The 12437-nt window shown below is 69.5% G+C and carries 10 protein-coding genes; 3 read left to right on the top strand and 7 right to left on the bottom strand.

Annotated features, from left to right (window positions below):
• Positions 1–41 precede the first annotated feature (41 nt).
• Complete coding sequence (locus P9849_RS03860; RefSeq protein WP_278268383.1) at positions 42–419, bottom strand: cupin domain-containing protein; 378 nt, start codon at positions 417–419, stop codon at positions 42–44.
• A 61-nt stretch (positions 420–480) separates the two neighbouring features.
• Here P9849_RS03860 and P9849_RS03855 point away from each other — a divergent pair, with 61 nt between their 5' ends.
• Positions 481–1515, top strand: a complete 1035-nt coding sequence (locus P9849_RS03855; protein WP_278268382.1) for a DUF5937 family protein — start codon at positions 481–483, stop codon at positions 1513–1515.
• Positions 1516–1603: 88 nt separating this feature from the next.
• Here the strand turns inward: P9849_RS03855 and P9849_RS03850 are convergent, their stop codons facing one another.
• Both P9849_RS03850 and glyA read right to left on the bottom strand, forming a co-directional pair.
• Positions 1604–2491, bottom strand: a complete 888-nt coding sequence (locus P9849_RS03850) for a bifunctional methylenetetrahydrofolate dehydrogenase/methenyltetrahydrofolate cyclohydrolase (protein WP_278268381.1) — start codon at positions 2489–2491, stop codon at positions 1604–1606.
• A gap of 11 nt (positions 2492–2502) precedes the next feature.
• Entirely contained in the window at positions 2503–3792 is a 1290-nt protein-coding gene (gene glyA, locus P9849_RS03845) for a serine hydroxymethyltransferase (protein ID WP_066214432.1), read from the bottom strand.
• A 242-nt stretch (positions 3793–4034) separates the two neighbouring features.
• Here glyA and purU point away from each other — a divergent pair, with 242 nt between their 5' ends.
• Positions 4035–4886, top strand: coding sequence for a formyltetrahydrofolate deformylase (gene purU / locus P9849_RS03840; protein ID WP_278269083.1), 852 nt, complete (start codon positions 4035–4037; stop codon positions 4884–4886).
• An 86-nt stretch (positions 4887–4972) separates the two neighbouring features.
• On the opposite strand, the gene P9849_RS03835 is transcribed toward purU, so the two are convergent.
• The 3 genes from P9849_RS03835 to P9849_RS03825 all read right to left on the bottom strand — a co-directional run bounded on the left by P9849_RS03835 (position 4973) and on the right by P9849_RS03825 (position 9554).
• Entirely contained in the window at positions 4973–6139 is a 1167-nt protein-coding gene (locus P9849_RS03835) for a type IV toxin-antitoxin system AbiEi family antitoxin domain-containing protein (RefSeq protein ID WP_278268380.1), read from the bottom strand.
• Between the two features lie 184 nt (positions 6140–6323).
• Entirely contained in the window at positions 6324–8024 is a 1701-nt protein-coding gene (locus P9849_RS03830) for an NAD(P)/FAD-dependent oxidoreductase (RefSeq protein WP_278268379.1), read from the bottom strand.
• 51 nt (positions 8025–8075) lie between these two features.
• A complete protein-coding gene (locus tag P9849_RS03825) occupies positions 8076–9554 on the bottom strand; it encodes an amino acid permease (RefSeq protein WP_278268378.1) in 1479 nt (492 codons plus the stop codon).
• A gap of 185 nt (positions 9555–9739) precedes the next feature.
• On the opposite strand from P9849_RS03825, the gene P9849_RS03820 reads away from it, so the two are divergent.
• On the top strand, positions 9740–11506 hold the full coding sequence (locus P9849_RS03820; RefSeq protein ID WP_278268377.1) for a PucR family transcriptional regulator ligand-binding domain-containing protein: 1767 nt from the start codon (positions 9740–9742) through the stop codon (positions 11504–11506).
• Here P9849_RS03820 and P9849_RS03815 read toward each other — a convergent pair.
• A complete protein-coding gene (locus P9849_RS03815) occupies positions 11485–12330 on the bottom strand; it encodes a carbon-nitrogen hydrolase family protein (protein WP_278268376.1) in 846 nt (281 codons plus the stop codon). The genes P9849_RS03820 and P9849_RS03815 overlap by 22 nt on opposite strands.
• Between the last annotated feature and the right edge of the window lie 107 nt (positions 12331–12437).

Genomic DNA, 12437 nt, shown 5'->3' with positions numbered 1-12437 from the left:
GTGTCGTGCTGCTCCGTCGCGGCCGGGTCGGCCGGGACGGATTACCCGTCCTGGTCCCGGAACTCCTGGATGATCCGCGGTGAGTCATGCAGGCAGACCATCAGCAGCGGGACCTGGCCGTGATTCGTGAAACCGTGCCAGCGCCCTGCCGGGACGATCACCGTGGATCCGGCGCCCACAGGGCGGTCGCCGTCGTCGAGGTGGAAGGTCGCTTCGCCTTCCAGCATCAGCCAGGCCTCCACGTAGGGGTGCCGGTGCACGGCGGGGCCCTTCCCCGGAGGGGTCCGGACGAGGAAGTAGGAGAGACCCACCCCGAAGTCCCCGCCTTCGAACCGTTCCGCCGTCCCGCCCGGCAAGGTGAGGCTGCCGGGCTCCAGCAGCACCATGCTCTCCGCGTCAATCTCGTCCTCCTCAGGCACCGCCGTCCGGCGGTGTGCCTTCACTCTCGCGCACTCCGGATGCCGCAGCTAACCTTTCGATATGGATCGAAACATCGTGACATTCCGGCTCGGGCTGGAGGATGTCGCATCCCTGAGATTCGGCATCTCGCCGGGGCACGAACTCGCCGCGGCGGTCCGTCTGGTGCAGACGGCTCAGTCCCGGCCGCTGCATTGGGGCTGGCTCCGGGAAGCGCGGCAGTCCGTGCCGCAGGAGGCGTTCGGGCTCCTGGCGCTCCTCATCGCGCCGCAGGGGTACTTCCCGGACTTCCTCACCGGCCCGCCGGGTCCCGACCTCACCCCGGCCGAGGAACTCGCCACGCTCCGGTCCACTCCCCCGGAGGTCGCAGCGCATCAGCTGCGCAAGGTCCTGCGTCTCGCGGAAGGGCCCCGGCACGCCGCGGTGGAACGGATGGCCGAGCGCCCCACTCTCGCACTGGGACGCATCGCGGAGGCCTGGTCCGCGGTGTGGGACGCGCTGCTGGAGCCGCAGTGGCCGCAGATCCGCCGGCTCCTGCTCGCCGACATCTCCCACCGGACCGGCGTCATGGCCGGACACGGAGCGGGAACGATGGTCGGAGGCCTCCACGACCGCGTGTCCTGGCGGCCTGGCGAGGTCCGCGTGCGGATGAACGCCTGGCAGGAGGAGGTGGACTGCCGCGGGCAGGGGCTGCTGCTGGCGCCCTCGGTGCTGTCGAGCCCGTGGTGTTCGGTCCTCACGGAGGCTCCCGTGCAGCCCACCGTGTTCTATCCGGTCCTCGGCCTCTCACCGGAGTGGCATCGGTCCGGCACCCCGTCCGACGGCCGGGCGCTCGCCCGTCTGCTGGGCACGGGACGGGCCACGGTCCTCAGCGTCCTCGACGGCCTGCGGAACACCAGCGATGTAGCACGCCTGTGCGGAATAGCGCCGTCGACGGCGGTCCACCACCTCGCCGCCCTGCGCGACGCCGGGCTGGTGAGCAGCACACGACGGGGCGCCGCCGTCGAACACCAGAGGACCGCCCTGGGCGACGCACTGCTGTTCACGGCCGGTTCCGCGGGTCCCCGCGAACGCGACCCCGCGCCGAAGGGGCGATGAGCCGCACGCCGGACCAGGACGGAGTCGGGAAACACGACGGCGCCGGAGCCCGCGAAGGGATCCGGCGCCGTCGTGCGTGGTCGGGGACTCAGGCGTGCGCTGCCGCGCGCTCCGCCGCCTCCACCACATTGGTCATGAGCAGGGCCACCGTCATGGGACCCACGCCACCCGGGTTCGGGGAGATCCACCCGGCCACCTCGGCGGCGGCGGGCTCGATGTCACCGTAGACGCGGCTCTTGCCGGTCTCCGGGTCCGTCTCGCGGGTCACGCCGACATCCAGCAGGGCCGCGCCCGGCTTGACGTCGGACGCCTTGACGATGTGCCGCACGCCCGCGGCGCCCACGATCACATCGGCCTGGCGCAGCAGTTCCGACATGTTCGTGGTGCCCGTGTGGGTCAGGGTCACCGTGGCGTTGATCTCGCGACGGGTGAGCAGCAGCCCGATGGACCGGCCGATCGTGACACCGCGCCCGACCACCACCACGTGCTTGCCCTTGAGGTCGTAATCGTTCCGCAGCAGCAGTTCGATCACGCCGCGCGGGGTGCACGGAAGCGGGGTGTCGATGGGGTTGTTCACGTTCAGGACCAGGCGCCCCAGGTTCGTGGGGTGCAGGCCGTCCGCGTCCTTGGCCGGATCGATCCGTTCCAGGATCGCGTCCGTGTCCAGGTGCTTCGGCAGCGGGAGCTGAACGATGTACCCGTGGCAGGTGGGGTCCGCATTGAGTTCATCGATGAGGGCCTCGACCTGCTCCTGGGTGGCATCGGCCGGCAGCTCCTTCTGGATCGAATTCATCCCGATCGCCTTGGACTGCTTGTGCTTCATCGACACGTACAGCTGGGACGCCGGATCGGCGCCCACCAGCACGGTGGCGATGCCCGGGACGACGCCGCGCTCCTTGAGAGCGGCCACGCGTTCCGTGAGCTCCTGCTTGATCTCAGCGGAGGCCTTCCGGCCGTCCAGAATCTTCGCGGTCATGGACTGTTCCGTCACTGAGAGAGGCCGGGGTACAGCGGGAAGGCCGAGGCGAGGACGTCCACGCGGGCACGCAGGGCGTCGATGTCGGCGCCGGGGAGCAGCGCAAGCGCGATCACATCCGCGACCTCGGTGAACTCGGCGTCGCCGAAGCCACGGGTGGCCAGGGCGGAGGTGCCGATACGCAGGCCGGAGGTGACCATCGGCGGGCGCGGGTCGTTCGGGACGGCGTTGCGGTTGACCGTGATGTGGGCCTCGTGGAGGAGGTCCTCGGCCTGCTTGCCGTCGATCGCGGCGTCACGGAGGTCCACCAGGACCAGGTGCACATCGGTGCCGCCGGAGCGGACGGCGATGCCGGCGTCCTTGACGTCCTGCTGGTTGAGGCGGTCGGCGAGGATCGCGGCGCCGCGCAGGGTGCGCTCCTGACGGTCCTTGAACTCCGGGGTGCCGGCGATCTTGAAGGCGGTGGCCTTCGCAGCGATCACGTGCATGAGCGGGCCGCCCTGCTGGCCCGGGAAGACGGCGGAGTTGATCTTCTTGGCGAGATCGGCGTCGTTCGTCAGGATGAAGCCGGAACGCGGGCCGCCGATGGTCTTGTGCACGGTGGAGGACACCACGTGGGCGTGCGGGACCGGGTTAGGGTGCACGCCGGCCGCGACGAGGCCGGCGAAGTGGGCCATGTCCACCCAGAGGTAGGCGCCGACCTCGTCCGCGATCTCACGGAAAGCGGCGAAGTCGAGCTGACGCGGGTAGGCGGACCACCCGGCGATGATCACCTTCGGCTTGTGCTCCAGGGCGAGGCGGCGGACCTCCTCCATGTCCACGAGGGAGGTCTCGGGGTCCACGCCGTAGGCCACGATGTTGAACAGGCGGCCGGAGAAGTTGATCTTCATGCCGTGGGTCAGGTGACCGCCGTGATCCAGGGACAGGCCGAGGAGGGTGTCGCCGGGGCGGGCGATCGCGTGCAGGACGGCCGCGTTGGCGGTGGCGCCGGAGTGCGGCTGGACGTTGGCGAACTCGGCGCCGAAGAGGGCCTTGGCGCGCTCGATGGCCAGCGACTCGGCGACGTCGACTTCCTCACAGCCGCCGTAGTAGCGGCGTCCGGGGTAACCCTCCGCGTACTTGTTGGTCAGCACCGAGCCCTGGGACTGGAGCACGGACACGGGGACGAAGTTCTCAGAGGCGATCATCTCGAGGTAGGTGCGCTGGCGATTCAGCTCACGCTCGAGGACGGCGGCGATTTCCGGGTCGACTTCAGCCAGCGGAAGGTTGCTGACGGATTCCTGCGCGGGTACAGAGGTCACAGAATACTCCTGGCGATACGTGGAGGTGATTGCAGGTCAGGCTCCTGGCGCCGTCGCATGGTCCCCCGGCGCGCCGCTGAAGCGCAGGCCAAGGATCCACGCGGCAACGCGTAGGAAAACGTGACCCTCGGCCCAGGCGGACGATCCGTGGTCTTCGACTGTGCCGCTCCCTGATGGTGACCCATCCGACGCCAGTTGCGACGGCACTAGCGTACCGCACGGCGGATATCCTTAGCCTTGTGATTGAAGCGCCTACGTCATACACGCTGACCCTGTCCTGCCCCGACCGCCCCGGCATCGTCCATGCCGTCTCCGGTGCCCTCCTGACCGTCGGATGCAACATCGCCGACTCGCAGCAGTACGGCAGCGTCACCACCGGCACGTTCTTCATGCGGGTGGAGGTCACGACGTCGGCGGGAGCCGAAGCGGTCCGCGCGGCGATCGCCCCGGTGGCCGACGCCTTCGGGATGCGCTGGGATGTGCACCCGGTCGGCCGGAAGGTGCGCACGCTCGTGCTGTGCTCGACGGCGGCCCACTGCCTCAACGACCTGCTCTTCCTCCACCGTTCCGGGACTCTGCCCATCGAGATCCCGGCGATCGTGTCCAACCACACGGATCTGGCCCCGCTCGCCGAGTTCTACGGCATCCCGTTCCACCACATCCCCGTCACCGCGGACACGAAGGCCGACGCCGAACGGCAGCTGCTGGAGATCATCGAGAAGGAGGAGATCGAGCTGACCGTCCTGGCCCGCTACATGCAGATCCTCTCGAACGACCTCTGCCGCGAGCTCGAGGGCCGCGCGATCAACATCCACCACTCCTTCCTCCCGTCCTTCAAGGGCGCCAAGCCGTACCACCAGGCGCACAAGCGAGGCGTGAAGCTCATCGGCGCCACGGCCCACTACGTGACCGCCGACCTCGACGAGGGCCCGATCATCGAGCAGGAGGTGATCCGCGTCAGCCACGCCCGCACGGCCGAGGAGTTCGTGCAGATGGGCCGCGACGTCGAGGGCCGCACCCTGGCTCAGGCCGTCCAGTGGCACGCGGAGCACCGGGTCCTCCTCGACGGCACCCGGACCGTGGTGTTCAACTAGGGCTTCGCCGTTGTGCGCCCTGATTCACTTCCGGCGGGGATATTGACCCGCAGGAAGTGAATCAGGGCGCAATTCGTTGGGACGACTCAGCACAGAGGCGTCCAGCGGGGCCGCGTGGAAACAGGGAGACCGGCGCTACGGAGCAGAGTCGCCAGCCGCTCCGGTTGCACCACGTCCGCCCAGGTCCAGCGAACCACCGTCAACCCGAGTCTCCTCAGCCGGTCTTCGCGTGTCTTCTCGGCCATGACCACCTGAGAGACGGTTCGGCCCTTCAGGTATTCGGGCTTGACGTACTTCTCGTCCCCGTCGAACTCGCCCACCAGATTCCAGTTCCGCCAATAGAAATCCGTGTATCCGATCAAGCCAGACCGGTCCTGGAATGCGGACTGAAGCTCCGGCTGAGGAAATCCCTGGTCATACATGGCCACTCGACTCAGGGACTCGCCCGGCAGGAACCCGTCACCGTCTGCGAACGCGAGCCTGGCCTCCAGTTTCCTCCGTTTCGGACCGCTCACCACCTGCTCGATCAGCCGTCGGATGGCTGCCCTGTCACACCGCTCCGGTGCACCCGGTGGCGGACCCTGGGTGGGGCCCACGCGTTCCTTGCGCATCAGCCGTTCGGCGCCTGCCGGCGTCGAGCGCCGGTCGACGTGTTCCGCGAATCCCACATCCTCAGGGAGGGACCAGCCCTGAGAAATGTGAGCGATCCTGCGGGGCTCCATCTGCGACCGATCGCCGGGATCCCACCCGCCTACCGCAGCCTCCGAGGGGAGCGGCCGCGGGTTCAGCAAACGATCCAGGATCGCCACACCCCACGCGAAATCCTCTCGAAGTGCGACGTCGAGGGCCGTGTTCACAGGGTCGGAACACGGGAGCGTCCGGACCGTCAGGACGTGCCGATGGCGTCCGTCGGGCTGGTGCCGGACGATCCCAGGCTGTGAGCGGCCTCCGCCCCGGATGGTGTCGGCCAAGTGCGCTTGCTCAGGGAGCCGACGGAGTGGGAGGCCCAGCATGAAGGCGCTGCTGATCCCGTGGAGGGGCAGTCGGACATCGGCGGTCTCCACGGCGACACGAAGAAAGAGCTCGTGACGGTCGGCTGGAGAAGCGTTGTTCCACTCCTCGGAACCGACGTAAAACCCACGTCTAATCCTCCGTAGCTTTCCCTGTTTGGTACGCCGCGCCAGTTCCCCGGAATCCATCCCATGCATCAGCACATCAGCGGTCCGTATGAGGTGGATCGACTTCCTGTTCATACGGAAATCCTGACGGCCAGCGGCGCCGGAAGCTCCTGCGAGAGGACCGATGTGGACAACTGCGGTGAGGAAGGCCAGGAGTGTGTACATACAGAAGCGCGCCCTGATTCACTTTTCGCGAGTCAATATCCCCGCAATAAGTGAATCAGGGCGCGCAATCGGCCAAGCGAGCGGCCCGCCCGAGTCAGGCCAGGCGCTTGGGACCGTACTCGGCCAGGAACTCGCCCGGGCCGGGGTTGCCCTCAGCGGAGGCGCCACCCAGGTGCTTCACGACGCCCCACACGGCGTTCAGGCCCGTGGTGACGGCGCCCTCGGCCCAGCCGGCGGTCCAGGACACGTCGTCGCCGGCCAGGAAGATGCCGCGGTGCGCCTCATCCAGGGACTCCTGGTCGAAGTGGGTGTAGAGGCGCTCCTGGTACCGGTAGTGGCCCGGCAGGTTCGCTTTGAACGCGCCCATGAAGTTGGGGTCGGACTCCCAGGACACCGTGATGGGTGTGCCGATCACGTGGCTGCGGATGTCCACGCCCGGGTAGATCTGCTCCAGGGAGTGGATCATGAGGTCGGCGCGCTGCTCCCCATCGAGGCTCAGCCACTTCAGGGCGTCGTCGTTCCAGGTGTAGGAGAGCAGGATGACGGCGGGCTGGTCCGGGCCGTTGTCCAGCAGGTAGGTGCCGCGGGTCAGACGGTCGGTGAGGGTCATCGACATGACTTCCTCGCCGGTCTCCGGATTGCGGTCCTTCCAGAACGGGCGGTCGACCATCACGAAGGTCTTGGAGGACTGCATGTAGTGCGAACGCTCGATCGCCGTCCACATCTCCGCCGGGAACAGCGCTTCCTCGGTGTGGATGCGCGTGGACAGGAGCCACGACTGGCAGGTCGTCACCACGGCCGCATACTCGCTCGCCCGGCCCCAGCGCTCGGTGACCGCGATGCGGGAGGTGGGGGCGCCGTCGTCGTCCTTCACGCGGGCGATCCGGGCCACCGCGCCACGCGGCGCGCCGCCGTGCAGGCTGGCGAGGGAGGTGCCGGCTGGCCAGTGCTTGAGGTCCGACGGCGCGTGGTTCCACAGTGCCTCCGGGATGCGGGCCGCGCCGCCCACCACGCCGCGGTGGTGGTCATCCGCGTCGGTGTAGACCACGCGCAGGATCTCCAGAATGGAATTGGGGAAATCGGTGTCCCAGCCGCCGGTGCCGAAACCGACCTGGCCGAAAGCCTCGCGGTGCGCGTAGCCCGCCTCCTTGAAGGCGCGGCTCTTGGCGATGAAACCATAGAAGGTCTCCTCGTCCAGCTCCTCGAGGAGCGAATCCCAGATCTCCTTGATCTTCGCGGTGTCGCGGGCCTTGAGCGCGTCCTGCATCTCGGTGAACCGGGCGTTCTCCTCCATGCAGGCCTTCCAGGCGGCGGCCACCTCGTGGAAGAACTCCGGCAGATCCCCGGGCTTCTCGGCGTAGTACTTCCGCCCCTTCAGCTCGATCACGGTGCTCGACGTCACCGGCGCCAGCGGGTTGGGGAAGTCCGTGGTCTCCAGGCCCAGCAGGTCGATGTAGTGGTACAGCGCCTTGCTCGACACCGGGAAGCGCATGCCGCCCAGGTCGGCGGTGACCTCGGGTGCGCTCGGGAAGCTCGCGGTGCGGAGACGCCCGCCGATCCGGTCCGCCTCGTAGACCACGGGCTTCAGGCCGAGCTTCATGAGTTCGTACGCGGTGACCAGGCCGGAGAGCCCGGCGCCCACCACGGCCACCTCGGTGCCGTACAGCTCCTCGGGGACGCTGCCCAGACCCGCGGGGTTCTGCAGGTAGAGGTCGTAGCTGAACGGGAAGTCCGGGTTCAGCATCGTGATGGGCGCGGTGCCCTCGGACGGAGAGGGAAGGGCGGTGGGTTCCATGGGTCCTTGCCTTGTGTTTCGTGTGCTGCGGGTGAAGAGGGAGGGACGGACTCAGTCGTCCTGGTGGCTGAGCTGGTAAGCCTGTTCGTTCAGGCCGCCCACGCGGGAGTTCCGGCGGCCGAAGGCGAGGTAGATCACGACGCCGATCAGCATCCAGGCGCAGAACACCAGCCAGGTCATCCCGTCGAGGTTCGCCATCAGGAAGAGGCAGGCCAGGGCGCCGAGCACCGGCACCACCGGGTACAGCGGGACGCGGAAGCTGCGGGTCTTGCCCGGCTTGGTGACGCGCAGGTAGATCACGGCGACGTTGACGAGGGCGAACGCGAACAGGGTGCCGATGCTGGTCGCGTCGGCGAGGGCGCCGAGCGGGACGAAGGCGGCGGTGAGCGCCACGACGACGCCGACGATCCAGGTGCCCTTGACCGGCGTGTGGGTGCGCGGCGAGACCTCGCCGAACACCTTGGGCACGAGACCGTCACGGGACATGGTCAGCAGGATGCGGGTCTGACCGTAGAGCACGGTGAGGACCACGGAGACGATGGCGAGCACGGAGGTGACCGCGAAGACCAGGGCGATCCACGGCTGATGGGTGATCTCGTTGATGATCTGGACGAGCGGGGCCTCCACGCCGTCGAACCACTGCCAGTTCCGGGCGCCGATCGCGGCCACGGCCACCAGGACGTACACGGTGGTGACGATCAGCATGGACAGCAGGATGGCCCGGGGCAGATCGCGCTTGGGGTTGCGGGCCTCCTCACCGGCAGTGGAGGCGGCGTCGAAGCCGATGTAGGAGAAGAACACCTTGGAGGCGGCGGCGCTCATGCCGGCGGCCCCCATCGGGAGGAGCGGCTCGAAGTTCCCGGCGTTGAAGGCGGTGAAGGCGACGATGCAGAAGAAGACCAGGATGCCGACCTTGGCGAACACGATGATGGTGTTGACCAGGGCGCTCTCCTTGGCGCCGCGCACCAGGAGGACGGTCGCCAGGAGGACGATGATGAGGGCCGGGAGGTTGACCAGGCCACCGCCGCCCGGGGGCTGGGAGATGGCGTCGGGCATCTGGATGCCGAACACCCCGATGGTCTCATTCACATACTGACCTGCGCCGACGGCGACGGCAGCCACGGAGACCGCGTATTCCAGGACGAGGCACCAGCCGCAGATCCACGCCATGCCCTCGCCCATCGTGGCGTAGGAGTAGGAGTAGCTGGAACCGGCCACAGGGACCATGCCTGCCATCTCGGCGTAGGAGACCGCGGAGAGCAGTGCCGCGAAACCGGCCACGACGAAGGAGAGCCAGATGGCGGGGCCCGCGATCGGCACCGCGTCCCCGAGGATGACCAGGATGCCCGTGCCGAGCGTGGCGCCGACGCTGATCATGGTCAGCTGCAGCACGCCGAAGTTCCGCTTGAGGCTGCCGTGTCCGGAGTTGTCCCGGGCGTCGCGCTCCATCTGGGCGATCGACTTGCGGCGGATGAGCTGCCGGCCGAGGCTCGGCGTCGCGCCGGGCAGCGTCTGGGGTGTTGTGGTCATGGGGAGTTCCTTGCGTCTTGGGCGGCCGCCCGGCGTCGTTGCCGGGCGAGGGACCGCACCGTCGAGGTCCCGGGCTGGGCGAGGCCAGGTCCGGGAACCGATGGGGTGGGGAGAAGGCCTAGTACCAAGGCTAGGACTGTGAGCCAGCTCTCACGATGGTGCATTTTGAACTAGAGTCTTGGCTCATGGGACAAAGTGCACATTCCATCCATGGTGCCGCGAGTGCCGGGGAGGCACAACTCGACGTGCTCCCGGGCCTGACGACCCACCGGTTCCTGGGCCGGCTCCCGGACGGAATCCGAGTGCTCCACGACGCCGGAGACGTCCCGTTGCGCTGGGTGGAGACGAGCGAACTCGACGACCCGACGCCGTATCTTCTGGACCACGAGCTCCTGCTCACCGCCGGTCTGCCGTTCCTCGGGGAGGGCGGGACGGAGAAGGCCGTGGACGCGTTCGTGGAGCGCCTGGCCAGGGCCCGTGTCTCCGCCCTGGCGTTCGGGCTCGAACCCCATTTCGACTCCGTCCCCCCGGCGGTGGTGTCCGCCTGCGAGCGCCACGGCGTGACCCTCTGGCAGCTTCCGCCCACCCTTCCGTTCGCGGCGGTCGGCCTCGCGTTCTCCCGCCTCCTGGAATCCGGCAACGCGAGCGTGCTGCGGCAGCTCACCGAGGCCAATCGGCAGCTGATCCGGGCGGCTCTCGGCGAAGGCGGCGAGCAGGAGCTGCTGGACGCCCTGGCGCAGCGGGTCTCCGGCGAGGTGCTGCTCTTCGGCGCTCACGGGCAGCTCCGTCTCACGGCCGGCTCGCGGTCCGCCGGGGCCGAGGTCGTGGCGGAGGCGGCGGAACTGGCCCTGGATCTGTTCGCGGGGAGCGGTCCGCGGGTCGAACTGCGGGAGACGTCCGACGGCGCCCTGCTGGGCCTTCCGCTGCGAGGTTCGCCGGGACGCGGTGCGGCTGCGCGCCCGCCGTCCGGTGCCCGCGCGGTCCCGGCCCAGCGTGGCCCCCGCCGCGGCGAGCCGACGCTCGGGGCCCTCGTGCTCCGCACCGGGCATCCACTCACGGCGACGGAGAACACGATGGTCTCCACCGCCGTCGGGCTCCTGGAACTGCTGGCCCGGCAGCGCGCCGCAGGGTCCCTCTCCCCCGGCCAGCTGGCCACCCTGCTGCTGCTCCGCGGCGACGCGCCCGGCGACGACGCCGCGCTCTCCACCCTGCTCGGCGACAGCGCCCCGGGCACCGGGTCGGGCCTGCGGGTGGTGATCGCCCACCCGCACGCCGAAGACGGCGCCGAGATCCCCGCGGAGGTCCTGGCGTGGCGGCGGCTCTGGGAGACCAAACTCGTGGTCCACGACGGCACGCATCTGCTCGCCGTCACGCGTCAGGAGCCCACGGCCGCGCGGCTGTCCCGGGTGGAGGCTGAGGGTTACGCCTGTGCTGTGTCCCGCCCGGCGCCGCGGCTGGGCAAGGGCGGTTCGCTGGCCGGGCACGCCCTGCAGCACGTCCCGCGGCTGCGACTGGAGGCCATGGCGCTGCTCGCCCGCGCCGAGGAGGAGCGCAGGAGCCTGCTGGCCGAACAGCAGCCGCGCACGTTCGCGGAGCTCATGCCCCGGGAGGCCGGGGCCGGGGTCGCGCGGGAGGTGCTCGGACCCCTGCTCGCCCTCGAACCGCCGCGACGGGATCTGCTCCTGCGCGTGCTGCGGGCGTGGCTCGCGGCGCACGGCTCGTGGGACGGGGCCTCCAGCGCCCTGGACATCCACCGCAACAGCGTGCGGCGGCACGTGGGGGTCATCGGGGACACCCTGGGCCGCGACCTCGGTGACGCCTCGGTCCGGGCCGAGCTGTGGCTGGCCCTCGGCTTCCTCGGGACGGGTCTCCCCGGGGCGGTGCCCGCCGATCCCTCAGCGGCGTCCGACGAGCCGGATCCGGGCGCCGTTCAGGAGAGCCAGGACCGGTAGAGGTCGGGGCGCCGTTCCTCGAGATACGGGACGTCCGCGCGGGCCGTCGCGAGTTGCCCGGGATCGACGTCCACGAAGAGGACGGCCGCATCCTCGTCCGCCTCGGCGAGCGTCCGCCCGAACGGATCGGCCACCACGCTGCCGCCGCTGAGGTGGAAGCCGTCCTCGACCCCGGTGTGGTTCACATAGGCGAGGTACAGGTGGTTCTCCATCGCCCGCGTCGGAATCAGCCGCTGCGGCACCTGCGAGTAGCCGCTGCCGAGCGCGGTCGGCACCATGAGGACGTCCACCCCCCGCAGCGCCGCGGCGCGCACGGTCTCGGGAAACTCGACGTCGTAGCAGATCACGGTCCCGAGCCGGAGTCCCTGATAGTCGACGACGGCGGCGGGCTGGTCCCCGGGGGTGAAGACCTCCTGCTCCTCGGCGCCGAAGAGGTGGACCTTGCGGTAGTGGGACAGCCGGGCGCCGTCGGGGCCGAACAGCGTGGCGCTGATGTACCAGCGGTCCGCTGCCGGGCCCGGGCCGGGCGCGGCGGGCTCCACCTCGGGCAGGCTGGCCAGCAGGGCGAGGCCCGCCGAACGGGCGATGTCCCCCAGCTCCTGTGCGAGGCCGGGCAGGAGGGCAGGGTCCAGCCCGCCGCGCACCGCCCGCGGGGCGTAGCCGACCGGGAAGAGCTCGGGCGTGATGAGGACCTGCGCGCCGCCGTCGGACGCCTGCTGTGCGGCCGCACGGATCGTGGCGAGATTCGCCGCCGTGTCCAGCACGGCGGACTCCCCTTGCATGATCGCCAGACGCATCCCGGTCACTTTCCCTTCCTCGGACATGACACCAGCCTAGGCGGCGCGTCCAGTCCGGATCCCGGGACCCTTTGCACCACCGCCGCAGGATTCCGGTGCTGAACGCACCGGACCGCGCCTCGGCGGGCCGGACG

The sequence above is a fragment of the Arthrobacter sp. Y-9 genome (genome assembly GCF_029690065.1).
Classification (GTDB): domain Bacteria; phylum Actinomycetota; class Actinomycetes; order Actinomycetales; family Micrococcaceae; genus Arthrobacter_E.
This window is presented reverse-complemented; position numbering and strand designations above follow the sequence as displayed.